This window comes from Haloparvum alkalitolerans (assembly GCF_050122995.1).
Classification (GTDB): Archaea; Halobacteriota; Halobacteria; order Halobacteriales; family Haloferacaceae; genus Haloparvum; species Haloparvum alkalitolerans.
Genome location: NZ_JBNLIA010000013.1, coordinates 115,998 through 139,017, shown reverse-complemented (window position 1 = coordinate 139,017; position 23,020 = coordinate 115,998). Strand labels below are relative to the sequence as shown.

The 23,020-nt window shown below is 69.6% G+C and carries 26 protein-coding genes; 19 read left to right on the top strand and 7 right to left on the bottom strand.

Features of this window, described 5'->3' with window-relative positions; all coding sequences use genetic code 11:
• Positions 1–477 precede the first annotated feature (477 nt).
• Entirely contained in the window at positions 478–1,119 is a 642-nt protein-coding gene (locus ACQE3L_RS12915; RefSeq protein WP_426964275.1) for a hypothetical protein, read from the top strand.
• Positions 1,120–1,137: 18 nt separating this feature from the next.
• On the opposite strand, the gene ACQE3L_RS12910 is transcribed toward ACQE3L_RS12915, so the two are convergent.
• The gene (locus ACQE3L_RS12910) at positions 1,138–1,422 is read right to left on the bottom strand and encodes a DUF8124 family protein (RefSeq protein WP_426964274.1); all 285 of its coding nucleotides are present in this window, start codon (positions 1,420–1,422) and stop codon (positions 1,138–1,140) included.
• Positions 1,423–1,594: 172 nt separating this feature from the next.
• On the opposite strand from ACQE3L_RS12910, the gene ACQE3L_RS12905 reads away from it, so the two are divergent.
• The gene (locus ACQE3L_RS12905) at positions 1,595–2,452 is read left to right on the top strand and encodes a DMT family transporter (protein WP_426964281.1); all 858 of its coding nucleotides are present in this window, start codon (positions 1,595–1,597) and stop codon (positions 2,450–2,452) included.
• A 66-nt stretch (positions 2,453–2,518) separates the two neighbouring features.
• Here the strand turns inward: ACQE3L_RS12905 and ACQE3L_RS12900 are convergent, their stop codons facing one another.
• The gene (locus tag ACQE3L_RS12900; protein ID WP_426964272.1) at positions 2,519–3,028 is read right to left on the bottom strand and encodes an SRPBCC family protein; all 510 of its coding nucleotides are present in this window, start codon (positions 3,026–3,028) and stop codon (positions 2,519–2,521) included.
• Positions 3,029–3,313: 285 nt separating this feature from the next.
• Between ACQE3L_RS12900 and cyaB the strand changes: the two genes are divergently transcribed.
• The 3 genes from cyaB (at position 3,314) to ACQE3L_RS12885 (ending at position 5,752) form a co-directional block, all read left to right on the top strand.
• The gene (gene cyaB / locus ACQE3L_RS12895) at positions 3,314–3,883 is read left to right on the top strand and encodes a class IV adenylate cyclase (RefSeq protein ID WP_426964270.1); all 570 of its coding nucleotides are present in this window, start codon (positions 3,314–3,316) and stop codon (positions 3,881–3,883) included.
• A 137-nt stretch (positions 3,884–4,020) separates the two neighbouring features.
• The gene (locus tag ACQE3L_RS12890; protein WP_058366666.1) at positions 4,021–5,223 is read left to right on the top strand and encodes a methionine adenosyltransferase; all 1,203 of its coding nucleotides are present in this window, start codon (positions 4,021–4,023) and stop codon (positions 5,221–5,223) included.
• A gap of 73 nt (positions 5,224–5,296) precedes the next feature.
• Complete coding sequence (locus tag ACQE3L_RS12885; RefSeq protein ID WP_426964268.1) at positions 5,297–5,752, top strand: DUF5804 family protein; 456 nt, start codon at positions 5,297–5,299, stop codon at positions 5,750–5,752.
• 51 nt (positions 5,753–5,803) lie between these two features.
• Here ACQE3L_RS12885 and ACQE3L_RS12880 read toward each other — a convergent pair whose 3' ends face one another.
• Positions 5,804–6,277 carry a DUF7960 family protein gene (locus tag ACQE3L_RS12880; protein WP_426964267.1) on the bottom strand — a complete coding sequence of 158 codons (474 nt, stop codon included), beginning with the start codon at positions 6,275–6,277 and terminating at the stop codon, positions 5,804–5,806.
• 66 nt (positions 6,278–6,343) lie between these two features.
• Positions 6,344–6,739: a winged helix-turn-helix transcriptional regulator gene (locus ACQE3L_RS12875; RefSeq protein WP_426964265.1), complete on the bottom strand. Its 396-nt coding sequence runs from the start codon at positions 6,737–6,739 to the stop codon at positions 6,344–6,346.
• A gap of 69 nt (positions 6,740–6,808) precedes the next feature.
• Between ACQE3L_RS12875 and ACQE3L_RS12870 the strand changes: the two genes are divergently transcribed.
• The 4 genes from ACQE3L_RS12870 (at position 6,809) to ACQE3L_RS12855 (ending at position 8,714) form a co-directional block, all read left to right on the top strand.
• On the top strand, positions 6,809–7,258 hold the full coding sequence (locus tag ACQE3L_RS12870) for a DoxX family protein (protein WP_426964264.1): 450 nt from the start codon (positions 6,809–6,811) through the stop codon (positions 7,256–7,258).
• Positions 7,259–7,336: 78 nt separating this feature from the next.
• Positions 7,337–7,816 (top strand): VOC family protein, encoded by a 480-nt coding sequence (locus ACQE3L_RS12865; RefSeq protein WP_426964262.1) that lies wholly within the window; start codon positions 7,337–7,339, stop codon positions 7,814–7,816.
• Complete coding sequence (locus tag ACQE3L_RS12860) at positions 7,813–8,454, top strand: flavin reductase family protein (RefSeq protein ID WP_426964261.1); 642 nt, start codon at positions 7,813–7,815, stop codon at positions 8,452–8,454. Before ACQE3L_RS12865 ends, ACQE3L_RS12860 begins: the two co-directional genes overlap by 4 nt.
• Before the next feature lie 137 nt (positions 8,455–8,591).
• Positions 8,592–8,714, top strand: a complete 123-nt coding sequence (locus ACQE3L_RS12855) for a DUF7989 family protein (RefSeq protein WP_281176555.1) — start codon at positions 8,592–8,594, stop codon at positions 8,712–8,714.
• A 140-nt stretch (positions 8,715–8,854) separates the two neighbouring features.
• Here ACQE3L_RS12855 and ACQE3L_RS12850 read toward each other — a convergent pair whose 3' ends face one another.
• Together ACQE3L_RS12850 and ACQE3L_RS12845 are read right to left on the bottom strand one after the other, a co-directional pair.
• On the bottom strand, positions 8,855–9,664 hold the full coding sequence (locus ACQE3L_RS12850) for a DUF2797 domain-containing protein (protein WP_426964260.1): 810 nt from the start codon (positions 9,662–9,664) through the stop codon (positions 8,855–8,857).
• Positions 9,665–9,749: 85 nt separating this feature from the next.
• A complete protein-coding gene (locus ACQE3L_RS12845; RefSeq protein WP_426964259.1) occupies positions 9,750–10,259 on the bottom strand; it encodes a DUF5797 family protein in 510 nt (169 codons plus the stop codon).
• 129 nt (positions 10,260–10,388) lie between these two features.
• On the opposite strand from ACQE3L_RS12845, the gene ACQE3L_RS12840 reads away from it, so the two are divergent.
• Positions 10,389–11,165, top strand: a complete 777-nt coding sequence (locus tag ACQE3L_RS12840; RefSeq protein WP_426964258.1) for an enoyl-CoA hydratase/isomerase family protein — start codon at positions 10,389–10,391, stop codon at positions 11,163–11,165.
• 102 nt (positions 11,166–11,267) lie between these two features.
• Positions 11,268–11,678 carry a CBS domain-containing protein gene (locus ACQE3L_RS12835; protein WP_426964256.1) on the top strand — a complete coding sequence of 137 codons (411 nt, stop codon included), beginning with the start codon at positions 11,268–11,270 and terminating at the stop codon, positions 11,676–11,678.
• A 10-nt stretch (positions 11,679–11,688) separates the two neighbouring features.
• Here the strand turns inward: ACQE3L_RS12835 and ACQE3L_RS12830 are convergent, their stop codons facing one another.
• Positions 11,689–11,967 carry an acylphosphatase gene (locus ACQE3L_RS12830; protein ID WP_426964255.1) on the bottom strand — a complete coding sequence of 93 codons (279 nt, stop codon included), beginning with the start codon at positions 11,965–11,967 and terminating at the stop codon, positions 11,689–11,691.
• A gap of 86 nt (positions 11,968–12,053) precedes the next feature.
• Between ACQE3L_RS12830 and ACQE3L_RS12825 the strand changes: the two genes are divergently transcribed.
• From ACQE3L_RS12825 to ACQE3L_RS12790, 8 genes are all read left to right on the top strand, one after another.
• Positions 12,054–13,565: a phosphohexomutase domain-containing protein gene (locus tag ACQE3L_RS12825; protein ID WP_426964254.1), complete on the top strand. Its 1,512-nt coding sequence runs from the start codon at positions 12,054–12,056 to the stop codon at positions 13,563–13,565.
• 177 nt (positions 13,566–13,742) lie between these two features.
• Positions 13,743–14,894, top strand: a complete 1,152-nt coding sequence (locus ACQE3L_RS12820; RefSeq protein ID WP_426964253.1) for a BMP family lipoprotein — start codon at positions 13,743–13,745, stop codon at positions 14,892–14,894.
• Between the two features lie 151 nt (positions 14,895–15,045).
• Entirely contained in the window at positions 15,046–16,665 is a 1,620-nt protein-coding gene (locus ACQE3L_RS12815) for an ABC transporter ATP-binding protein (RefSeq protein ID WP_426964252.1), read from the top strand.
• On the top strand, positions 16,662–17,954 hold the full coding sequence (locus tag ACQE3L_RS12810) for an ABC transporter permease (RefSeq protein WP_426964251.1): 1,293 nt from the start codon (positions 16,662–16,664) through the stop codon (positions 17,952–17,954). The genes ACQE3L_RS12815 and ACQE3L_RS12810 overlap by 4 nt, the downstream gene beginning before the upstream one ends.
• Positions 17,947–19,008, top strand: coding sequence for an ABC transporter permease (locus tag ACQE3L_RS12805; protein ID WP_426964249.1), 1,062 nt, complete (start codon positions 17,947–17,949; stop codon positions 19,006–19,008). The genes ACQE3L_RS12810 and ACQE3L_RS12805 overlap by 8 nt, the downstream gene beginning before the upstream one ends.
• A 107-nt stretch (positions 19,009–19,115) precedes the next feature.
• A complete protein-coding gene (locus ACQE3L_RS12800; RefSeq protein WP_426964247.1) occupies positions 19,116–20,486 on the top strand; it encodes a geranylgeranyl reductase family protein in 1,371 nt (456 codons plus the stop codon).
• 435 nt (positions 20,487–20,921) lie between these two features.
• On the top strand, positions 20,922–21,239 hold the full coding sequence (locus ACQE3L_RS12795; RefSeq protein WP_426964246.1) for a helix-turn-helix transcriptional regulator: 318 nt from the start codon (positions 20,922–20,924) through the stop codon (positions 21,237–21,239).
• A gap of 80 nt (positions 21,240–21,319) precedes the next feature.
• Positions 21,320–23,020, top strand: a complete 1,701-nt coding sequence (locus ACQE3L_RS12790) for a tRNA uridine(34) 5-carboxymethylaminomethyl modification radical SAM/GNAT enzyme Elp3 (RefSeq protein WP_426964244.1) — start codon at positions 21,320–21,322, stop codon at positions 23,018–23,020.

Here is a 23,020-nt window from a genome sequence, read left to right as displayed (position 1 = left end):
GCCCATTCATACGCACATTCATACGCGGATACATTCAGTGGCGAGCGGCAGTGCTGTAGAAGTCGTGTTGTAAGGTGGTTCTGTGAGGCGAGGTGCGTTGGATAGCGGCCGCGCCGTGCAGCCGGCCCGAGAGTGGGCGGCCGGAGTCGTGTGGAGTCCACGAAACGACGGGATACTCGCGGCACAGCGGCTAAAATCGCTTTTTGACCGGTGTTTTTATCAATTCTCCACGCGGATAATGAGTAAATGGGGGACCGCGGCCGGGACGAACAACGGATCGTTCTCTCGGCGCGGTCCGACCGTGCTCTCGCATCCGTCCCGAATGATTGCGGCCCGGTCGATCTCGTCACTCTCCTGTACGACGGTACGCCAACGGAGTGGCGACGCATGTGGCGCACGGAGACCGGGTCGGCACCGCGGCGCGAGCTGTTGTGTAACGTCGGAACATTGTCTCGGGGAGCCACGGCGTCCTCCGGCGTGGACTCGCCCGCGCAGGTGCTTCCGGAGCGCGATCTCGCGCTGCGGACCCTCGAACGGCCGGTCGACGCCGAGGGGTTCGCCGACACCGTCGCTGCGAGCCTGGGTGCGTCCGATTCGGATACGGTCGTGGTGTATCTGGATGCCCTCGGCGAGTTGATCGCTGACGCGGGGTGCGAGGAGACCGTCGCTGCTCTGGAGCGACTTCGGGACGATCTGCCTTCGTCCGGAGTCGTCGTCTGCGGGATCGATGCCGACGCGGTCGACCGAGCGACGTTCGAGCGGATCGAGGGCCTCGCGGACGAGGTTGTCGGTCCTTCGGAGGGTGATGTCGGCGGAGCAGTCGAACGGTTGCGACGATCCGACCCGACGAACTTCGGATACGCGCGTCGGCACTGGCGAGAGGCGAGACGGGGCATCGAACGGTGCGAGCGGAACTATCCGAAGGCGAAGCAGATCCATCGCCGTCTCGCCGATCCGGCGACGACGCCGCGGACCCTCGGGGCGACGCTCAAGGCGTTCGTCGATCTGGGAATCATCGACGTGTGGTCCGACACCGTCGGGCCGACGCGGTACGACCTCACCGCCTATGACGCGAGGCGGCTCCTCGAGGCAGGTGAGGCGCTGGACGCGAACGGCTGAGCGACTTCCGTCGACGACTCACTCCGCGTCGGGCGGTTCGGGCGGTGACAGGTCGCTTGCGACGACGCTTCCGTCGGGGTCGAGCGTCACCGTCCCGAGCGACACGGTTTCCCCCGACTCGGCGGTTTCGGCGACGGTTCGGAGCACCGGTTCCTTCTCGAGTCGGTCCCAGACCGCTTCGGCGACGAGCTGCTGGAACGCTTCGGGGTCGGTCCACCCCGAGTCGATGTCCGAGGGGACGTGTACCACCACGCGGAACTCCGTCTCCGTGAGCTGGATGCCGACACCGAACGTGTCTGCCATGGTCGATCTCGAGGGTGGTGAGGGCAAAGGTGCACCGGCTGCAAGCCGCGGGTTGCAGCGCGTCCGATCCGCCGACTCCCCGCCCGGATGAACGTCCGAAAGGGGTAAGCCCGTTCCGTCGGAAAGCGCGGCCGTGAGCGCCCACGAAGCGGAGGACCCTGCTGTCGCGCCGATGGTCGGAGTGGGCGCCGCCGTGCTCGCTATCAGCACCGGAGCGATCCTCGTGCGGCTTAGCGAGGCGCCGAGTTCCGTCGCCGCCTTCTACCGCGTGCTCTTCACGACCCTCCCGCTGTTGCCGGTTGCGCTGTGGCGGTATCGGGAGGACTTCCGACGGCTAACCCCCCGAGACCTCGGATTTGCGGTCCTCTCCGGAGTCGCGCTCGCTATCCACTTCGCGGCGTGGTTCGAGAGCCTCTCGTGGACGAGCGTCGCCGCGAGCGTGACGATCGTCCAGGCACAACCCGTGTTCGTGGCGGCGGGGGCGTGGCTATTCCTCCAGGAGACGGTGACGCGCCGCATGACCGTCGGGATCGCGGTCGCGGTCTGTGGCGTGGTGGTGATGTCGCTCGGCGACTTTCTCGGCGGCGTCCTCGTGGGTGCGGCCCCGCTGTACGGCAACGCGCTCGCGCTTCTCGGAGCGGTAACCGCAGCCGGGTACGTCCTCGCCGGGCGGTCGCTTCGGGCACGCGTGTCCCTGGTCCCGTACGTCGTCGTCGTGTACGCCGTCTGCTCGGTCGCGTTGCTCGGGGTCGTTCTCGCGGGCGGTCACTCGCTGACGGGGTATCCGATGGACGAATGGGCGATCTTCGCGGGGTTGGCGCTCGGCCCGGGCCTGTTCGGGCACACGGTCATCAACTGGGCGCTGGGTCACCTCGAGTCGAGCGTCGTTTCGGTGTCGATGCTGGGTGAGCCGGTCGGTGCCACGCTGCTGGCGCTGGTGATACTGGCCGAGGTGCCGACTGGGTATACGGTCGCCGGCGGCACGGTCGTGCTCGTCGGTATCCTCCTCACCGCGCAGGGGCGACCCTGACTCGCCGCGGGGCCGTCCCGAGGGGCCGACACGTCGGCGGGCAGCACCGTCCGTCGGGCGCCCGGGTCAGCGGGATTCGGACACGGGCACGTCGTGGCCTTCCAACGCCGCGCGTGTGCGGCGATGCCTGTCGCGGAACATGCCCTCGAACCCGACCTTCGCGAGGGGACCGAGGGCGTCTCCGACGGCGCCGAACGGGAGCCGGTAGCGGACGGTGTCGATGAGGACCGTCTCGTCGCCGTCGGCGAGGAACGCGTGCGTGTGCTCCCACTTGCGGAACGGGCCCTCTCGCATCTCGTCGACGAAGACGGCGTCGTCCTCGGATCGTCGGCGGTCGGTGATCACGGAGACCCAGCGCTGGCGGGGGACGACGCCGAGGGGGCCGACCGACATCCGGATCCGCGTGCCCGTCGCCAGCTCATCCGGTTCCTGCTCGCCGTCGGGGCCACGGACCTCCTCGATACGGAGGTGCATCCAGTCGGGTGTGAGCCGCTCGAGGCCCGCCGTCGTGGCGTGGAACTCCCAGACCTCTTCGAACGGCGCCGCGACCCGCGTCCGGCGGCGGTACGTCGGCATACGTGCGTCTTCGGGGCGGAGGTTGAAAAACCCGAGTCCGGACGGCCTCGCGACCGTTCCGATATCGCACGGTGCCGCGGGATACCGCAACTGCGCCGCACGGCATCGGCCCGCACGGCACCGTCCCCGCTGGAACCACCTTGCACGGCACCGCCTCCGCTGGAAACTCCTTGCACGGCACCGCCCGCACAGCACCGTCCGGGGTCGTTTTCTGAACGATGGGGCGCTGCGGGTCTACCGGCCGGTCCCGGGGTTCTTTTGTCTCTGCCGGGCGCTCCCACGGACATGTACGAAGTCGAGTTGAAGGTTCCCGCCGACCTCGACGCTGTCCGTGAGCGGTTAGAGGCCGCGGGCGCCCAGCGGGAGACGGCGCTCGAACAGGTCGACACCTACTACGACGCCCCCGACCGCGACTTCGCCGAGACCGACGAGGCGCTCCGGCTCCGGGAGGAGACGCCGCTCGACGGTGAAGGCGGTTCCGAGGACGGTTCGGCGCCGACGACGAAGGTCACCTACAAGGGGCCGCTGGTGGACGACGACTCCAAGAGCCGGGAGGAACACGAGACGGCGGTGGCTGACGGGTCGGCGATGGCGGGCGTTCTGGAGGGTCTGGGCTACGAGCCGGCCGCCACGGTTCGCAAGGAACGGACCTTCTACGCGTTCGAGGGGCTCACGGTCACGTTGGACGCGGTCGACGAGGTGGGCGAGTACGTCGAGGTGGAGACGGCCGTCGCCACCGAGGCGGAGGTTCCCGCGGCCCGCGACCGAGCCGCGGCCGCACTGCGTGACCTCGGTCTCGACCCCGACGACGGGATCAGGACCTCCTACCTCGGAATGCTTCTCGCGGGAGAGTGACCCGGAAGAAGGCGTGAGGTCGTGACGGCTGTCGTCAGAAACCGGGGCAATCGTTGCCAGACCATAACCCGAGAGCATCAGACGCAGCCGGACTGTTTCCGCAAGTTATACTGCGACCGACCGGGTAGCCGGGGGCAATGAGCCGCAACATTCAGGTAAGCCGCCTCGACCGACAGGCGGTCGAGGACCAGGACGTGGAGATCGTGGAGCGCAAGGGGGTCGGCCATCCCGACTCCATCAGCGACGGCATCGCGGAGTCCGTCTCGCGCGCCCTCTCGCAGCTCTACCTCGACCGCGTCGGCAAGGTCCTCCACTACAACACCGACGAGACGCAACTCGCTGCGGGCTCGGCCGCGCCCGCCTTCGGCGGCGGCGAGGTCGTCGAGCCCATCTACATCCTGATCGTCGGCCGCGCGACGAAGGAGTACGAGGGGCAGCACCTCCCGGTCGACTCCACCGCGCTCGCGGCCGCCCGCGAGTACCTCGCCGAGACGGTCCCCGAGTTGGAGTACGGTACCGACGTGATCGTCGACGTGAAGCTCGGCGAGGGGTCGGGCGACCTGCAGGACGTGTTCGGCGAGGACGAACAGCAGGTCCCGATGGCCAACGACACCTCCTTCGGCGTCGGCCACGCCCCGCTCACCGAGACCGAGCGCATCGTCCACGAGGCCGAGCGCGAACTCAACACGACCTACTACGAGGACCACCCCGAACTCGGCCCGGACGTGAAGATCATGGGCAAACGCGAGGGCGACCGCATCGACATCACGGTCGCGGCCGCGATGGTCGACGCGTACGTCGACGACCTCGACGACTACGACGACGCGGTCGCGGACGTGCGCGAGTTCGTCCTCGACCTCGCGGAGGACCACACCGACCGCGAGGTGAACGTCGACGTCAACACGGCCGACGATTACGAGGACGGCTCGATCTACCTTACGGTCACCGGCACCTCCGCGGAGCAGGGCGACGACGGCTCGGTCGGCCGCGGCAACCGCGCGAACGGTCTCATCACGCCGAACCGCCCCATGTCGATGGAGGCGACTTCGGGCAAGAACCCCGTCAACCACATCGGGAAGATCTACAACCTGCTGTCGACGGAGATCGCCGAGTCCGTCACCGACGAGGTCGACGGCATCCGTGACCTGCAGGTCCGCCTGCTCTCGCAGATCGGCCGCCCCATCGACGAGCCGCACGTCGCGGACGCGCAGGTCGTCACCGAGGACGGCGTCGAGCTCTCGGACATCGAGGCGGACGTCGCCGCCATCGTCGACCGTGAACTCGCCGACGTGACCGAGGTGACGCGCCGCGTCATCGAGGGCGACGTTTCGACCTTCTGATCGGCGACCGGCGAGGACACGCTCCCCGCCGCGGACCACAACCGATTTGGCCGGCGGGCGGGTCGATCCGGGTATGACGACGGTGTGTCTCGTGGGCGACCCGGAGGTGACCCTCCAGTACGAACTGTTGTCCCGCGAGACCGCACGCGACGCGCTCGCGACTTACGACATCGCGGAGCCGTTCGCCAACAGCCTCGCCGTGGAGACGGTGAGCCTGGGCGCGGCGGTGTCGCTGCTGAACGACCTCAACTGGTACTGCGTTCGCTTCGTCGACGAGGCGCTCGTCAGGGAACCCTCCGTGTCGCGCGAGGAGTGGCTCTCGCGTGACCTCGCGACCCGGATTCGGGACGGAACGGTCCGCCCCGCGGAGACGGATCAGCGGCTGAAGATCTACGCCGTCGACGAGGACGATCGACTCGTCGACCCAGTCTTCGCGGTGCGCGAGCAGGGCGAGACCCCGACCCACGAGCGCGGGGACGACGGCGAGACGGTCGTCGTGCGTGTGACCGAGGACGAGTTCGAGGGCTGATGGTCGGTCGAGCGCCGACTCACGCCCCCGGCGTCGTAACCGCCGCCGCCACTAACCGTCGGCGGCGTCGTCGAGCACGCCGAGTTCCGCGAGCGCGCGGAGGGTGACGAGGGCCTCGACGACCGCGCGCTCTTCGGGGTCGTCCGTCCCGGCGACGCTCCCTCCGTCCTCGGCGGCCGCGAGCGTCCGGCGGGCGCGTTCGACGCGCCGCGCCTCCAGTTCGGTCTGGTCGGTCGCTTCCTTCGCCGCGGTGAACAGCGCCTCGTGGTCCGCGCGGAGGTCCAGCGAAACGTGCGCGGCGTTGCACCTGGAGAGCGGGTGCGTGTCGAGGTCGCACACGAGGTCCCGGACGAGCGCCCAGTCGCTCTCGCAAAAGCCCAGCGACACCGTGCCGACCACGTCGCGCCACGAGATGGGGTCGCCGTTCTCCATCAGTCCGAGCGCCCGCGGCGGGACCTCGATCCGGGAGGAGACCTCCTCGCGGCCGCAGAGACAACAGGGGGTCCGAGTCAGGCCGGCGTACATGGGAACGAGGGCGGCAGGGCTGGTGGCGTCGTCGCTGCTACGGCCGGTTCGCCCCCACGGCCGGCGTCAGGCGTCACACTCGGCGAGCCACTCGAAGGCCCACGACTCGATCTCCGAGAACACCTCGGAGAGGGACTCCCCCTTGTCGGTGAGGCTGTAGTAGGTCGCGACCGGGGCGTCCTCCTCCAGTCGGCGCGCGACGAAGCCGAGTTCCTGGAGGTCGTCGAGGACCCGCGAGAGCGTGCGCGAGTTGGCGTCCGTCGCGCGCTTGAGCTCGTTGAACCGGCGCTCGCCGTCCTGCAGCTCGTGGAGGACAACGAGCCGCCACTTGGACCCGATCTGCTCGATGGAGTCGACGATCGGACAGGCGCCCGGGTCCGTCCCCTCCACCGGGGCCGGCGCGTCGCCGCGTTCCGCGTCCGCCGCCTCGGGGCCGGCCGTGAGAGATTCTGGCGATGACATCGGTGTTACCTGGTGAGACGGTTGTCCGGGAACCCCTATAAGGGTTCGGTTCATACACGTGGTTACACGATGATACCTGAAATCGCGACGCTACCGCTTCAGTTCGACACCGCCCTCGCGGGCGAGATCTTCCTGCTCGGCCGGCTCCTGTTCGGCGGGGTGCTGGCGTTCATGGGCCTGAACCACTTCATGAACCTCGAGCAGATGGCCGGCTACGCGGAGTTCAAGGGCCTCCCGGCGCCGAGCTTCTCGGTGATCGCCTCCGGCGCGGTCCTCGTGCTCGGCGGACTCGGGGTCGCCCTCGGTGCGTTCCCCGTGATCGCGGCTGGCGGCCTCGCCGTCTTCCTGATCGTCTCCGCGGTGACGATGCACGACTTCTGGACCGTCGACGACCCCGAGGAACAGCAGAACGAGATGACCTCGTTCCTGAAGAACGTCTACGGTGCGGGCGCCGCGCTCGCGCTGCTGGCCGTCGGCGGGGCCTCCTGGCCCTACGCGGTCGGCATCGGCCTCTTCTGAGGACGCCGCGTCGTTCGACTGCTCCTCCGGCCCGCATAGCTAACTGACTGCCCCACTCATTCGGACTCACTCATACTCATGACCGACGCGCCACCCACCACCGGCTTGCACCACGTGACGAACATCTGTACCGACATGGACGAGACGGTCGCCTTCTACGAGGACGCCCTCGGCTGGCACACCGTCAAGCGCACGCAGAACTACGACGACCCCGGGACGAAACACTACTACTTCTCGCCCACGCCCGCGGGCGAGCCCGGCGCCACCGTCACCTACTTCGAGTATCCGGACTCCCGGGGCGCGCCCGGACCGGGCGCGAGCCACCACTTCGCGTTCGGCGTCGAGGACGAGGAGACGCTGGCGGAGTGGCGCGAGCACCTCAAGGAGCAGGGCGTCCGCGTCTCGCAGGTGAAGGACCGGACCTACTTCAAGAGCGTCTACTTCAGCGACCCGGACGGGCTCGTCTTCGAGCTCGCCACCGAGGGGCCGGGGTTCGGCGTCGACGAGGCGGAGCCGGGCAGCGCCGAGATCGACCCGTTCGCGGACGGCGACGAATGACGGACCCTGTCCCGGAGGGCGGGTCCGAGGACGCGGAGCGGAGCGACCGCCGCGTCCGCGGGGGCGAGCCGGACGCGTTCGGCTCCCCGTACCGGCTGCTGTCGGGCGCCGTGGTCCCCCGGCCCATCGCCTGGGTTTCCTCGCGCGGCCCGGCCGGCGAGAACCTCGCGCCGTACAGCTTCTTCAACGTGGTCGCGGTCGACCCGCCGGTCCTGATGTTCGCGCCGGTCGCGACGACGACCGCGCCGAAGGACACGCTCGCGAACGCCCTGGAGACGGAGGCGTTCGTCGTCAACGTCGTCACCGCGGACCTGGTGGAGTCGATGAACGCGTCCAGCGCGACGCTCCCGCCGGACGAGAGCGAGTTCGAGCACGCGGGCGTGACGCCCGTCGAGGCCGAGCGCGTCGACGCGCCGCGCGTCGCCGAGGCGAAGGTGAGCTTCGAGTGCGAACTGTCCGACGCGATCGAAGTCGGGGGATCCACCATGGTCCTCGGCGAGGTCGTCTACGCGCACGTTGACGAGGCCGTCACGACCGAAGGGAAACTCGACACGGAGAAACTGGACGCGGTCGGCCGCCTTGCCGGGAACTGGTACGCGGGCACCGACGACCGGTTCGAGATCGAGCGCCCGCCGTAGCGACCCCAGCGCTCCGGGCCGTCCGGCGGCGCGTGCGCCGTGTCGGCGTTCTATATAAGGGCATAAGTATGCTAATAATGGTTATAACCATATTCGCCGAAGCACATTTATACCGAACCGCGTTACTCGGTGTCACGATGACCGACTCCGACCGACGAACGATGAAGGACGTCTCCCACACGGCACCGAACGACACCTCTGCGGACGCGGTCTGGGGACGCGGCCGCGACCGCGAGCCGGAAGAAGAGGAAGAGGAGTAACGCCCGGCGCGTCGACGCTGCTTCCGTCTCGTCTCTCACCGCGGAGCGGCTGCTCCGGCCTCTCTCACCGGGAGTGACCGTTCCGGCTTCTCACCGCGGATCGACCGTTCCGGCTTCTCACCGCGAGCGTCGGCACTCCCTCACTCGCCGAACGCGCCGAGGCTCGACTGGAGGTCCCGGTCGGCCCGCCCCTCGGCCACCTCGTAGCCGACCAGGTCGCGCATGTCGACCGCGTACGTCGACCCGCCGCGCTCGAGGACGAGCAGGCGGCCCTTCGTTCCGACCACGGTCCCCGCCGCCATCGTCTCGGCCATCGGGCGCTCCGCGAGGTCGAGGCCGTAGTCGAAGTCGAACCGCTCCGTCACGTCGAACCGGTCGAGCAGGCTCGCCCACGCGCCGTCGTCCACGTCGGCAGCGAGGCCGGCACGCTTCGTGGGGATCCGCACGCGGTCGACGAGGTCCGACCCCTCCGCGAGCCCGGCCTCGATCTCGCGGGCGACCCGTCCGTTCTCGACGGTCCTGACGTGAGCCGCGCGGTCGGCGCCCTGCTCGCGGAGCCGAGTTTCGAGCCGCCACAGGCGCGTGACGCCGACCTTGAAGCGGTCGGGGGCGAACGCCGCCAGGTAGACGGCGTGGTCCTCGTAGCAGTCCATCTCGTCTTTCAGACACGTCCCGGTACACCGCGCGCAGACCCAGACGTGCGAGTGGGCGTCGCAGTAGGGCGCCTCGGGCGCGTCGCAGGGGACGTGGGTCCCCTCGTGGACCGTGCCGGCACAGCGCCGCTCGCCGAGCGCGTAGTCAAGTTCGGTGCCCGGCGTCAGGTCGAGATACGTCACGTCGCCGTCGCGGGTCGCGTCGCCGCCGGCCGCGCTCGCGCCGTTCGCGTCGTCCGCGTCGCCGCGGCTCAACAGGAGGCCGGCGTCGCCCGCGTCGTACCCGACGATCTGCACGGGAGCGCGTACGCCCGCGGGCGGCTTAGGCCTGTCCGTCGGCGGGAACGGTGAAACTGAGCGGGAGAACGGGGGAGCGTCGGGGCTACTCGGCGACCTCGACGGTCACGGCGTCGCGCTCGACCGCGAGTCGGAAGGTCGGGACGGTGCGGTAGACCACTTCGACGACGTTCTTGCGCTCCAGACTGCGGAGCGCGCGGCGGACGTCGTCCACGTCGGGGTCGATGCCGAACGTCTCGCGGAGGTCGTTGAGTACCGAGACGACGGACTGCGAGCGCTCCTCGGGGCCGGCGACGACCTCGAACACCCGCGCCTGCAGTTCGGGCACGCGTATCGTGTCCGGGACGCCGCCGGGTTCGGCGTCGGCGTCGGACTCCACGCCCGGTTCCACGTCGACGAGGTCGGCCGCCTCGCTCGTGGCGCGGATCAGGCTGTCGTCGTCGCGGAAGTAGTAGTCCGTGAGGTGGCTTTCGAGGTAGCCGTGGACCTCGCTGCCGCTCTCCATCCCCCACGCCTCCTGTAGCTCGGCGTTTTTCGTCGGCTGGAGCCGGACCACGTCCGCGAGCCGGTCCAACTCCTCGTCGCTCAGTCCCATCTTGCGAAGCGGTTCGCGGCCGCCACAAATGGACGTTCCGGAACCGCGGCGCGAGCGGTCGGGCGCGTTCTGGGACCGGCCGGGACGGTCCGGGGAACGGTTTTCACCCCTCCCGCCCACGGGTCGGGCATGGCCGCAGACACGGTGACGCTGGAGATCGACGACGCGGGGGTCGCCACGGTGACGGTCGACCGCCCGGAGAGCCTCAACGCGTTGAACGTCCCCACCCTGGAGGCGCTGGAGGACGCGCTCGCGGAGGCGCGGGAGGCGGAGGCCCGCGCGCTGGTCCTGACCGGCGCGGGCGAGAAGGCGTTCGTCGCGGGCGCGGACATCTCCTACATGCGGGACCTCTCGACGCCGGAGGCGCAGGCGTACGCGGAGCTCGGTCATCGGATCGCCAGCGGGCTCGCGGAGTTCCCCGCGCCGACCATCGCCGCGATCAACGGCTACGCCTTCGGCGGCGGCTGTGAACTCGCCATCGCCTGCGACCTGCGCGTCGCCTCCGAGCGCGCCACGCTCGGACAGACGGAGGTGGAACTCGGTATCGTCCCCGGCTGGGGCGGCACGCAGCGACTCCCCCGACTGGTGGGCGACGAGACCGCGCGCCGGCTGATCTTCTTCGGCGACCGCGTCGACGCGACCGACGCCCACGAGATGGGGCTCGTCGGCGAGGTCGTCGCGCACGACCAGCTCGAGGACCGCGTCGCGGAGCTCGCGGGGGAGCTCGCCGCCGGCCCGCGCCACGCGCTCGCGGCCGCCAAGGAGTCGATCAACGCCGGCTACGAGGGATCCCGCGAGGCGGGGCTCGCGTTCGAGCGCCGGACGTGGGCGGGGCTGTTCGGCACCCGCGACCAGCGCGAGGGGATGGACGCGTTCCTCGACAAGCGCGACCCCGAGTTCGAGTAGCCCGACGCGCTTGGGTCCGCCCCGAGAGCCGCCCCGAGAGTCGCCCCGACCGCGGGAGGGCATGGCGACACCCTTTTGTCCGCGCCTGTGTCACGGTTAGCCATGCAAGACGTTCTCGTCGCCCGCGTGATGAGCACCGACCCCGTGACGGTGACGCCGGACACCTTCGTCGAGCCGGCCGCGGACCTGATGCTCGATCAGGGGATCGGTTCGCTGCTCGTCGTCGGCGAGGACGGCGCGCTGCGGGGGATCCTCACCACGACGGACTTCGTCGCCATCGTCGCCGCGAGCAAGCCGAAGGCCGAGACGACCGTCGAGCGTTACATGTCGACGGACGTGGTGACCGCCGGTGCACAGGACTCCGTCCAGGAGGTCGCGAACCTGATGACCGAGCACGGCTTCCACCACGTGCCGGTCGTCGACGAGGAGGAGGGACTCATCGGTATGGTCTCCACGACGGACATCGCGAAGTACGTCGCCGGACTCGACACGGCCGCCGCCGACGTGGTCTGAGGCGAGCCGGCTACCAGCGGACCTCGAACCCCTCGATCCCCTCCGGGTCCTCCCACGTCACCGCCACGTCGTCGACGTCGGCGGCGGGGCTGCCGGTCTCGCACCACGCGACTAGCTCCTCGACGGCGGGCGTGGGTCCCTCGAAGACCGCCTCCACTCGACCGTCGTCGAGGTTTCTGACCCAGCCGTCGACCCCTTTCTCGCGGGCCGCGTCGCGGGTGTTCGCGCGGTAGTAGACGCCCTGTACGGTCCCGGAGACGTGGACGTGTGCGCGGGTGCGCTCGCTCATGCGGAACGGATCGCGGCCGGCGAACTTCAAACGGACGCCCGCGCGCAACCGACGGCTTCTAACGCGCGCCGGCCGACGACTCGCCCATGGAACTGTTCGGTACCGCAGGGATCCGCGGCGGCGTCGAGGACCGGGTGACGCCGGCCCTGGCGCTCGCGGTCGGCAGCGCGGTCGGCGCGATAGCGCGGGAAGCGGCGGAGGAACCGGGGGCCGGCTCCGAGGACCCGGCCGAGGGCGAGCCACCGGAGGTCGTCGTCGGACGCGACGGTCGCGTGACCGGCCCGGCGCTCGCGGCGGCGGCGGAGGCCGGACTGAGCGCCGCGGGCTCGAAGGTCCTCCGGGCGGGCGTGCTCCCCACGCCGGCGCTGGCGTACGCCGCCCGCGAGCGCCACGGCGTGATGCTCACCGCCTCGCACAACCCGCCGCACGACAACGGGATCAAGCTGTTCCGGGACGCGACGGAGTTCGACCGGGACATCGAGGCCGCCGTCGAGGAGCGCGTCGCGGACGACCCGTCCCCGACCGACTGGGACGCGTGGACCGACTCCGAGCGGATCGAGGTGCTCCCCGACTACCGCGCGGCCGTCGCCGACTACGCCCGGCGCTTCGGCGCGCCGCTCGACGGGCTCCGCGTCGCGGTCGACTGCGGCAACGGGATGGCGTCGGTCGCGACCCCGCAGGTCCTCCGGGAACTCGGCGCCGAGGTCGTCACGCTCAACGCCAACGTCGACGGGCACTTCCCCGGCCGCGGGAGCAAGCCGACCCCCGAGACGCTCGCGGACCTGCGCGCGTTCGTCGCGGACGCCAACGAGGACGTCGCGGCGCCCGGCCGACCGGGCGGAGCGGACGACGCCGGGGGAGAGAAAGCCGAGGACGGCGACGCCGAGGGGTTCGCCTTTGGCATCGGACACGACGGGGACGCGGACCGCATCGTCCTGATCGACGCCGACGGCGAGGTCGTCCACGAGGACACGGTGCTCGCGGTCCTCGCGGAGCACTACACGCGCGCCCACGACGGCGACGACCCGGTGGTCGTGACGACGCCGAACGCGTCCGGGCGCATCGACGAGCGCGTCGCGGCCGCGGGCGGGCGCGTCGAGCGCGTTCGGCTCGGCGCGCTCCACGAGGGTATCGCGAGCGTCGAGGCCGCGGCCGCCTCGGGCGAGGCGCCCGACGCCGAGGTGGTGTTCGCCGCGGAGCCGTGGAAGCACGTCCACGCCGGCTTCGGCGGCTGGATCGACGGCGTCTGCTCGGCGGCCGTGATCGCACGGCTCGTGGCCGCGGAGGGATTGGAGACCCTCCGCGAGCCCGTGACAGAACGCCCCTACCGCAAGGTCAGCGTCGACTGTCCCGACGACCGCAAGACCGGGGTGATGGCGCGCCTCGAGACGGCGCTCCCCGACGCGTTCCCCGAGGCGGACGTCTCGACCGAACACGGCGTCAGGCTGGAGTTCCCCGACGCCTCGTGGGTGCTGGTGCGTCCCTCCGGAACAGAGCCGTACGTCCGCGTCTACGCGGAGAGCGACGAGGTGGACGCGCTCGTCGAGGAGGCGAGCGGCGTCGTCGCCGACGCGGTCGACGGGGCGTCCGGGGCCTGACGGGACGACCCCCGGCGGTGTTTCTGGTGATCGATCCATACACCGCACGGAGGTGTACAGCGTCCCGCAGATCCGCCCGCGTTTCGGGCCGGAACGGGGGACGTGTCGGACGAACGTGCAATACGATGTCCGCATAGCGACGAATTTATGCCCGCGAGCGTTCCCGTTTCAGACGACATGGCATCCGATCCGAATCGGCGGCGGTTCATCAAGGCGGCAAGCGCGGCCGGTATCGTCGGGCTGGCGGGCTGTACCGGCGGTCCGGAGGACGGCGGCTCCGGCGGCGAGGAGACGGAGGGCGGCTCCGACGGGGAGGAGACGGAGACCGGCGGGGACGGCGAGACCGAGTCCGGCGGCGACGTGCCGGCGCACGTCGGCATGGTCTACTCCGACGGCGGCCTCGGCGACAACTCCTTCAACGACGCCGCCCGCGAGGGCGTCGTCCGTGCCGAAGAGGAGCTCGGCATCTCCTTCGACGAGTCCCAGCCCGAGGGGACCGGCGAGTTCGGCCAGTACCAGCAGCGCTACGCCAGCTCGACCGACCCCGATTACGACCTCGTCTCCTGTATCGGGTTCAACCAGACGGACGCGCTCGCGGAGAACGCGCCCCAGTTCCCCGAGCAGAACTTCATGCTCGTCGACTCCGTGCTGGAGGAGCCGAACGTCGCGAACTACGTGTTCAAGGAGCACGAGGGCTCGTTCCTGATGGGCGTGCTCGCGGGCAACCTGACGACGACCTCCTTCTCGGCCGGCGCGGGCCAGACGGCCGGCGACTCCACGAACGTCGGCTTCGTCGGCGGCGTCGACAGCCCGGTCATCCGCCGGTTCCAGGCCGGCTTCGAGGCCGGAGTCGACTACGCGACGGACGACGTCGACGTCATCACCAGCTACGTCGGGAGCTACTCCGACCCCTCCGGCGGGAAGGAGGCCGCGCTGTCGATGTACCAGAGCGGCGCGGACATCGTCTACCACGCCTCGGGCGCAACGGGCGTCGGCGTGTTCCAGGCGGCCCAGGAGGAGGGTCGGTTCGCGTTCGGCGTCGACCTCGACCAGTCGATCACCGAGCCGGAGTTCTCCGACGTGATCCTCGCGTCGATGGTGAAGCGCGTCGACAACGCGGTGTTCCAGTCCATCTCGAACGTGGTCGACGACGACCACCAGGGCGGCAGCGTCGTCGAACTCGGGCTGGAGTCCAACGGCGTGGAGTGCGTCTACGGCGACGAGATCGGCGGGGAGATACCCGACGACGCGACGACCGCCGTCAGCGACGCTCGCGACGCGATCATCGCCGGCGACATCGACGTCCCGACCGAGCCGGACGGCAACTGAGCCGTCCCGCTTCCGCGGTGCCGTCGACACGACGCCGAGCCTTTGCTGTCTCGACCCCGAACCGGCGCCAGCGCCGCCGAGACCGGTTCTGACGGCGAGTCGCCAGTTCGGATCCGCGGGCTTTTACCGCTCCCCGCGGACCGATCGGTCAATGAACCCGGCGGTCCACCTGGACAGCATCACGAAACGGTTCCCCGGGGTCGTCGCCAACGACGACGTGGACCTCGTGGTCGAGCGCGGGAGCGTCCACGCCCTGCTCGGCGAGAACGGAGCGGGCAAGACCACGCTGATGAACGTGTTGTACGGGCTCTATGAACCCACGAAGGGGACCGTCCGCATCGACGGCGCGCCGCGGCAGTTCGACTCGCCGCGCGACGCGATCGACGCCGGAATCGGGATGATCCACCAGCACTTCATGCTGGTCGACCCGATGACCGTCTGGGAGAACGTCGTCCTCGGTAACGAGCCGACGACGTGGGGCGGGCTCCGCGTCGACGCCGACGCCGCCCGCGAGGCGGTCCGGGAACTGAGCGAGCGATACGGGTTCGACGTGGACCCGAACGCGCGCATCGAGGACGTCTCCGTCGGCGTCCAACAGCGGGTCGAGATCCTGAAGGCGCTGTATCGCGGCGCCGACATCCTGATCCTGGACGAACCGACCGCCGTGTTGACGCCACAGGAGGTCGAGGACCTCTACGCTGTCTTCGATGAGCTGACCGATCAGGGGAAGACGATCATCTTCATCTCCCACAAGCTCGGCGAGGCGCTCCGCGCGGCCGACGACGTGACCGTCCTCCGCGACGGCGTCAACGTCGGCACCGTCTCGACCGACGAGGTGACCCGCGAGGACCTCGCGGAGATGATGGTCGGCCGCGAGGTGCTGATGGAGCCGGCTGCGGATCCCCGGGAGCCGGGCGAGCGTGTTCTCGGCGTCTCGAACCTCCGGGCCGACGACGACCGCGGCGTCGAGGCCGTCTCGGGCGTCTCCTTCGATATCCGCGCCGGCGAGGTCTTCGGGATCGCGGGCGTCGACGGCAACGGACAGTCACAGCTCGTCGAGGCGATCACCGGGCTCCGCGAAGCGACCGCGGGGTCGGTCAGGTACCTCGGCGAGCCAATGGACGACGTCTCCCGACGCGAACGGATCGACCGAGGGATGGCGTACGTACCCGAGGACAGACAGGAGCGCGGGCTGGTGATGTCCTACGAGCTGACGCAGAACGGCATCCTGGGCAGCCAGCACGACCCCCCGTTCGCGTCGTCCGGCCGGATCGACTGGGACGCCTCCAAGGACCACGCGGACCGGGTCATCGAGGCGTACGACGTGCGGCCGCCGGACCGCGAGGCGACCGCGGAGTCCCTCTCCGGCGGCAACCAGCAGAAGTTCATCGTCGGCCGGGAGTTCGAGCGCGACCCCGACCTCGTCGTGGCGACTCACCCGACTCGCGGCGTCGACATCGGCTCGACCGAGTTCATCCACGACCGCCTGCTCGAGCTCCGCGCCGAGGGAAAGGCGGTGTTGCTCGTCTCCTCGAAGCTCGACGAGGTGCAGGGGCTCTCCGACCGGCTCGCGGTGATGCACGAGGGCACGTTCTCGGGCGTGGTCGATCCGGGAACGGTGACCGAGGAGGAACTCGGACTACTGATGGCCGGGGAGTCGCCGGACGACGAGTCCATCGAGACCGCACGCGTACGCGAAGCCGCGGGTGACGACCTCGCTCACGGCTCGGCGGCGGACGGGACCGACGGGGACGAGGAGGTGGACGCGTGAGCCGGACCGACGCGATAGCGCGGTCGGTTCGGGAGTTCCTGCGGTCGTTCGTCGATCTGTCGGTGGCCGAGCGGCTACTGATCAGCGTGGCGGCCATCTTCCTGTCGATCGTCGTCGGCTTCTTCATCATTCTCGCATCGGGGCGGGTCGCGGCCTGCGAGACCGCCGCGTGGACGATGCCCGTGACCGGGCTCGGCTTCTGTTACGACCCGTTCCAGGTGTACGCCGTGCTGTTCAACGGGGCCCTCGGCTACCCCTTCGCGTTCGGGGAGCCGGGGCTGTTCAACCCCGACTGGACGCCGTTCAACCTCTCGCTGGGGCTGACGCTGTCGGAGACGACGCTTTTGGTGTTCACGGGGCTGTCCGTCGCGGTCGCGTTCCGCGCCGGCCTGTTCAACATCGGGACGCAGGGCCAGCTCGTGGTCGGGGGCCTCGCGACCGCGCTGGTGGTCGTCGCGGCCGCGCCCGTGTTTCCGACCGGACGACTCGGCGGCACCGCCCTGATCGTCATCGGCGTCCTCGCCGGGGCCATCGCCGGCGGCGTGTGGGGCGCCATCCCCGGCGCGCTGAAGGCGTACGCCGACGCCAACGAGGTGATCACGACGATCATGCTCAACTTCATCGCGGCGAACATCGCGTACGTCCTCGTGCTGGAGGTGTTCCGCGCCGAGGGGAGCTCCGTCGTCGCCACCCAGTACGTTCCGGAACACGCCCAGATACAGCCGTGGTTCTTCCCCGGCTCCAGCGACTTCGCGGAGGCCGCGCTGCTCGCCGGCGTGCTGTTCGTCGTCGGCCTCTACGTCCTCATCGAACACACGACGTTCGGCTACGACCTGCGCACGAGCGGCATCCAGCCGGCCGCGGCCGAGTACGGCGGCGTCGACGCCAAGCTCACGACGGTCCGCGCGATGACGCTCTCCGGCGCGCTCGGCGGCGTCGGCGGCGCGGTGTGGGTGCTGATGTCCGAGGGTCGCTGGATCGCCTCCGTCCCGGACCTCGGCTTCGACGGTATCACGGTCTCGATCCTCGCCGGCAACAACCCGCTCGGCGTCTTCCCGGCGGCGTTCCTGTTCGGGCTGCTGAAGGGCGGTGCACTGGAGATCGGGTTCCAGACCGACGTGCCGACGGAGCTGGTGGCGGTGCTGCGCGGGCTCATCATCCTCTTCGTCGCGATGCCGGAGTTCTTCCGGATGATCGGCCGGTTCGCGGGACTGGACGGGGGCGGTCCCGCGAGGGGGACGACCGACGACGCCGCGGCCGCGTCCGAGGGGGGTGAGACCGATGCGTAACCCGATCGACGAGGTGCACGTGCCGGTCGTCGACGACCTGATCGAGGACGACTACGTGCGCTCGCTCGCGCTCGCGGGGATCGCGCTTTCCGTCCTGTTGACGGCGCTCGGGATCGGCGGGCTGCTGTTCCCCGACTCCATCGCCGGCGATCTCTCCGGGATCGTCTTCAACGTCGGCACCGCGACAGCGACGGCGCGACTCGCGGCCCCCATCGTGCTGGCCGCACTCGGCGGCATCTTCGCCGAGAAGTCGGGCGTGATCAACATCGGGCTGGAGGGGCTGCTGATCATCTCGGCGTTCGTCTCGGTGTACGCCACGAGCCTGGTGGGCGCCGGAAACGCCGTGCTGGGGGTGCCCGCCATCGTCGTCGGGTTCCTCGCGGGCGTCGCCGCTTCGACCGCGCTCGCGGGCGTCTTCGGGATCGTCTGCATCGAGTTCAAGGCCGACCAGATCATCGCCGGGCTGGCGGTCTGGCTCATCGCGCTCGGGCTGGCGCCGTTCATGTCGACGGTGTTCTTCGGCGGCGTGAACACCCCGAACCTCGGCGTCAGCGTCGGCTGGGCCTACTCGGCCGCGATGGTCGTGGTCGCCACGGCCGCCTCGTGGTGGACGCTGAACCGCACCGCCTTCGGCAAGCACCTGCGCGCGGCCGGCGAGAACCCGAAGGCGCTCGACACCGTCGGCGTCTCCGTCTCGAGGGTGCGCCACGCCGGCGTCCTGCTGTCGGGCGTGCTCTCGGGGGTCGGCGGCTCGGCGCTCGCGCTCTCGATCGGCCAGTTCGTCGGCTCGGGCGAGACGATGGTGCAGGGGAAGGGGTTCATCGCCATCGTCGCGTACCTGTTCGGCAACTACAACCCGATAGGCGCGTTCGGCGCCGGCGTGCTGTTCGCCGGCCTCGACGCGATGCAGGTCCGGCTCCAGCAGCTCGGCTACGCGGTCCCGGACACGCTCGTCCAGACCATCCCGTACGTCGTCGTCATCGTCGTCCTCGCGCTCGTGGGCCGGACGCGGCTCCCCGAGGCGGCCGGCGAACACTACGAGACCGAGGACTGAGGTCCGCGGGCTGGCCGACACCGCGCCGCGTCTCCCCCTTCTGACTCCCCGAAAGCGACGCAAACGGGCATAAAGAGTTTTGCCACCGCGGGGACCACCTCCCGGGCATGAGCAGTCACGAGTACGACGTCGTCGTGGTCGGCGCGGGCACCGCCGGCTGTTACGCCGCGGCGACGATCGCCCGGGAGGGGCTCGACGTCGTCGTCGTGGAGCGAAAGACCGCCGAGGAGGCGGGCCACATCGCCTGCGGCGACGCGCTCAAGGGGGCCGACGCGTTCCCCGACGCGATCCCCAAATCGCAGATCGAGTCGGCGTTCACCAACACGGGCGTCGACCACGGCCGCTTCGAGATTCCGAAGGAGGACACGGTGCTCGAGATCCCCGTCCCCGGCGAACTCGCGGTCATCGACCGCTGGGAGTACGGCCGCAAGCTCATCGAGGGCGCGGAGAACGCGGGCGTGGAGTTCCACTACGACACCGTCGTCTCCGAGGTGGAGCAGGCCGACGACGGTACCGTCACCGGCGTCGTCGGCAAACGCCGCGGCGAGGGCGTCAGCTACGACGCGGACCTGCTGATCGACGGCGCGGGCGCGCTCTCGATCCTGCAGGACAAGACCGACTTCGAGGACGCCACCTTCGACACGAACGTCAGCTACTCGCAGTTCTGCTCGGCGTACCGCGAGATCGTCGAGGTGCCCGAGCCGGTCGAGTGGGACGACGCGCTCGTGTTCAAGCCCACCGAGCGCGCCGCGGGCTACCTCTGGTACTTCCCGCGGACCGACACGACGATCAACGCCGGCCTCGGCTTCCAGATGAACGAGGAGCCGATGAAGCTCGTCGACTCGCTGAAGAAGGACCTCCGCGACCGCCCCGAGTTCGAGGACGCGGAGGTCTCGGACAAGCTCGGCGCCGCGCTCCCGACCCGCCGCCCCTACGACTCCGCGACCGCGCCGGGGTACATCGCGGTCGGCGACGCGGCCGCCCACGTCAACCCCACCACGGGCGGCGGCATCGCGGGCGCCGCCTACGCCGGCCAGTACGCCGGCGAGCAGGCGGTCGAGGCCGTCACCGACGGCGACGTGAGCGAGGACGCGCTCTGGCGCTACAACGAGCGCGTGATGGACCACTTCGGCGGCCGATACGCCGCCCTTGACGTGTACAACATCCTCTCGACCGCGGTCGACGTGGACGACCTGATGGGCCTGCTGGCGTCGCTCCCGGGCGAGAACCTCGCGGAGGCGCTCTACGAGGGCTCCACCTCGATGTCGCTGACGCTCAAGCTGAAGTCCGCGATCAAGAGCTTCGGCTACTGGCGCCAGATCTGGAACTTCTACGAGACGAAACAGCTCGCGGACGAACTGCTCGCCCACTACGAGTCGTACCCCTCCCACCCCGACGAGATGGCGCGCTGGACCGAGCAGCGCGACGCGATCATGGAGCGCGTCTACGAGACGACCGGCGCGGACCCGAAGTACTAACACCGACCTTTTTCTGCGGTTGGGTTTGCGCGCCGCACAGCGGCGCGCTCACCCGCCCTTGAAAAAGCTCGACCAAAAAGGGGCCGCGGTCGGCGCTGCGGGCGCTTCGCGCCCTCGCGCCGCCGCGGTACCACGACCCCGACAGAAACCCGCACCGCAACCCGACCTTTTTCATCGTCGGGTTCGCGCGGCGCAGGCGCCGCGCTCACCACTCCTCGAAAAATGTCGATCAAAAAGGGCCGCCGCGGTGCCACGACATCAACAAAACCGCACCGCGACCGCTTCGCTTACAGAAATACCGCACAGCTACCGCCTCAGCATCGTGTGAGAAAACGCTCGTTTCTGTGGCCATCTCACAGCCGAGAAATTCCCCCGAGTTGGCCATCCTCCTGATTCCCCCATATATTTATTGCGTTCTATTACGTTCTATTTGGCATGCCGATTCGCATCGACCGGTTCGATGAGGGGCCTACGGACCTCCTCGATCTAGAGGAGGGGACGCAGCCGTACCGGATCCTCCTGTTCCTCGCGGAGCACGACGACGCGGCGTTTACGCAGACGGAGATCCACGAGGCAACCGGGATCAAGCGCGGGAGCGTCGGAGCGGCGCTGTCGCGGCTGGAGGACCGTGGGCTCGTCCGTCACCGCGGCCGATACTGGGCCGTCGCGGACGACGACCGCCTCGCCTCGTACGCGGCCCAGACGCGGTCGAGTTCGGCCTCGACCGGTGACGACTACTACGGCGAGGAGTGACGGCCGGTTATCTCGGTGTTCGGTAGCGCGACCTCTCGCGAGCGATACCCTTAACCGCGAAACCCGTCGATCCAGTCGTAATGAGTACGGACGCGCCGAGCGACGAGACGGAACCCGAGGCGTTCGTGAACGCCTGCGAGGAGCTGGTCGACCGCATCCTCGCGGGCGAGGTCGAGCGCGACGACCTCGAGTCCGCGAAGCTCGACGTCTGCTCGGAGTTCTCCTCGCCGAAGGTGCCCAAGAACACCGAGATCCTCGACTACGCGCCCGCGGAGTTCCGCGACGAGGTGAAGGAGGTCGTGCGGCGCAAGCCCGTCCGCACTGCCTCCGGCGTCTCGCCGGTCGCGATCATGACCTCGCCGAAGATGTGCCCGCACGGGAAGTGCCTCTACTGTCCGGGCGGCCCCGCCTCCGAGTTCTCCTCCGCGCAGTCGTACACCGGCCACGAGCCGGCCGCGGCCCGCGGCGAGCAGAACGACTACGACCCCTACGGACAGGTCACCCTGCGGCTCGAACAGCTCCGGAAGATCGGCCACCCCGTCGACAAGGTCGAACTCATCCTGATGGGCGGCACGATGACCGCGCGGTCGCACGACTACCAGGAGTGGTTCGTCAAGCGCGCGCTGCAGGCGATGAACGACTACGACCTCGAGAAGGAGCCCGAGCCCGCGGAGGGGGAGTCGTTCGCCCCCGCGGCCGACGAGGTGGAGTTCGAGTACCTGGAGGACGTGATCGCCGAGAACGAGACCAACGAGATCAGGAATATCGGGACGACCTTCGAGACGAAGCCCGACTGGTGTGACCCCGAACAGATAAACCGGATGCTGGATCTGGGCGGCACGAAGGTGGAGGTCGGCGTCCAGACCACCTACGAGCGCATCAACCGCGAGATGCACCGCGGGCACGGCAACGCTGCCTCGCGGAACGCCAACCGCCGGCTCCGCGACGCCGCGTTCAAGGTCGGCTTCCACATGATGCCGGGCCAGCCGGGCATGACCGAGGAGATGTGTCTGGAGGACTTCCGCCAGCTGTTCGACAACCCCGACTGGCGGCCGGACTACCTCAAGATCTACCCCACGCTCGTGGTCCGAGGGACGCGCGTCTACGACCAGTGGCACGGCGACGAGTACGACCCCCTCGACAACGAGCAGGCCGCGGACCTCATCGCGGAGATCATGGGCGAGATCCCGGAGTACACGCGCCTCCAGCGCGTCCAGCGGGACATCCCGGCGGACTTCATCGACGCCGGCGTCTGGAAGTCCAACCTCCGCCAACTCGCCGAACAGCGCGCCGAGGAGAGGGGGATCGAGGTCCGCGACATCCGCGCCCGCGAGGTGGGGATGAACGAGGCCGACCCCGACCCGGACGCGGTCGAGCTGAACGTGACCACCTACGAGGCCGGCGGCGGGACGGAGCAGTTCATCGCGTTCGAGGACCCCGTCCGCGACCTGCTGATCGGCTTCTGTCGCCTGCGGTTCCCCTCCTACGCCCCCGGCCAGCCCGGTACGCCCGGCGCGGAGTCGGACCCGGTCCGACGCGAGCTCGCGGACGCGGCGCTCGTGCGCGAGCTCCACGTCTACGGCAGCGAGGTCGGTCTCGGCGGCGAGGGCGACTGGCAGCACAAGGGGTACGGCAAGCGCCTGCTGGCCCACGCCGAGGAGCTGGCCCGCGACGCCGGCTTCTCGAAGCTCGCGGTCATCTCCGGTATCGGCGTCCGCCAGTACTACCGCGAGAAGCTCGGGTACAGACAGGACGGGCCGTACGTCTCCAAGCGGCTCTGA

Excerpts from the sequence above, each read along its gene's own strand:
- ACQE3L_RS12805 (WP_426964249.1), top strand. The coding sequence starts at position 17,947 with ATGCGTAACCCGATCGACGAGGTGCACGTGCCGGTCGTCGACGACCTG.
- ACQE3L_RS12900 (WP_426964272.1), bottom strand. The coding sequence starts at position 3,028 with ATGCCGACGTACCGCCGCCGGACGCGGGTCGCGGCGCCGTTCGAAGAG.
- ACQE3L_RS12790 (WP_426964244.1), top strand. The coding sequence starts at position 21,320 with ATGAGTACGGACGCGCCGAGCGACGAGACGGAACCCGAGGCGTTCGTG.
- ACQE3L_RS12875 (WP_426964265.1), bottom strand. The coding sequence starts at position 6,739 with ATGTCATCGCCAGAATCTCTCACGGCCGGCCCCGAGGCGGCGGACGCG.
- ACQE3L_RS12870 (WP_426964264.1), top strand. The coding sequence starts at position 6,809 with ATGATACCTGAAATCGCGACGCTACCGCTTCAGTTCGACACCGCCCTC.
- ACQE3L_RS12885 (WP_426964268.1), top strand. The coding sequence starts at position 5,297 with ATGACGACGGTGTGTCTCGTGGGCGACCCGGAGGTGACCCTCCAGTAC.
- ACQE3L_RS12860 (WP_426964261.1), top strand. The coding sequence starts at position 7,813 with ATGACGGACCCTGTCCCGGAGGGCGGGTCCGAGGACGCGGAGCGGAGC.
- ACQE3L_RS12825 (WP_426964254.1), top strand. The coding sequence starts at position 12,054 with ATGGAACTGTTCGGTACCGCAGGGATCCGCGGCGGCGTCGAGGACCGG.
- ACQE3L_RS12905 (WP_426964281.1), top strand. The coding sequence starts at position 1,595 with ATGGTCGGAGTGGGCGCCGCCGTGCTCGCTATCAGCACCGGAGCGATC.
- ACQE3L_RS12890 (WP_058366666.1), top strand. The coding sequence starts at position 4,021 with ATGAGCCGCAACATTCAGGTAAGCCGCCTCGACCGACAGGCGGTCGAG.
- ACQE3L_RS12910 (WP_426964274.1), bottom strand. The coding sequence starts at position 1,422 with ATGGCAGACACGTTCGGTGTCGGCATCCAGCTCACGGAGACGGAGTTC.
- ACQE3L_RS12880 (WP_426964267.1), bottom strand. The coding sequence starts at position 6,277 with ATGTACGCCGGCCTGACTCGGACCCCCTGTTGTCTCTGCGGCCGCGAG.
- ACQE3L_RS12815 (WP_426964252.1), top strand. The coding sequence starts at position 15,046 with ATGAACCCGGCGGTCCACCTGGACAGCATCACGAAACGGTTCCCCGGG.
- ACQE3L_RS12795 (WP_426964246.1), top strand. The coding sequence starts at position 20,922 with ATGCCGATTCGCATCGACCGGTTCGATGAGGGGCCTACGGACCTCCTC.
- ACQE3L_RS12820 (WP_426964253.1), top strand. The coding sequence starts at position 13,743 with ATGGCATCCGATCCGAATCGGCGGCGGTTCATCAAGGCGGCAAGCGCG.
- ACQE3L_RS12865 (WP_426964262.1), top strand. The coding sequence starts at position 7,337 with ATGACCGACGCGCCACCCACCACCGGCTTGCACCACGTGACGAACATC.
- ACQE3L_RS12855 (WP_281176555.1), top strand. The coding sequence starts at position 8,592 with ATGACCGACTCCGACCGACGAACGATGAAGGACGTCTCCCACACGGCA.
- ACQE3L_RS12835 (WP_426964256.1), top strand. The coding sequence starts at position 11,268 with ATGCAAGACGTTCTCGTCGCCCGCGTGATGAGCACCGACCCCGTGACG.
- ACQE3L_RS12840 (WP_426964258.1), top strand. The coding sequence starts at position 10,389 with ATGGCCGCAGACACGGTGACGCTGGAGATCGACGACGCGGGGGTCGCC.
- cyaB (WP_426964270.1), top strand. The coding sequence starts at position 3,314 with ATGTACGAAGTCGAGTTGAAGGTTCCCGCCGACCTCGACGCTGTCCGT.
- ACQE3L_RS12830 (WP_426964255.1), bottom strand. The coding sequence starts at position 11,967 with ATGAGCGAGCGCACCCGCGCACACGTCCACGTCTCCGGGACCGTACAG.
- ACQE3L_RS12845 (WP_426964259.1), bottom strand. The coding sequence starts at position 10,259 with ATGGGACTGAGCGACGAGGAGTTGGACCGGCTCGCGGACGTGGTCCGG.
- ACQE3L_RS12800 (WP_426964247.1), top strand. The coding sequence starts at position 19,116 with ATGAGCAGTCACGAGTACGACGTCGTCGTGGTCGGCGCGGGCACCGCC.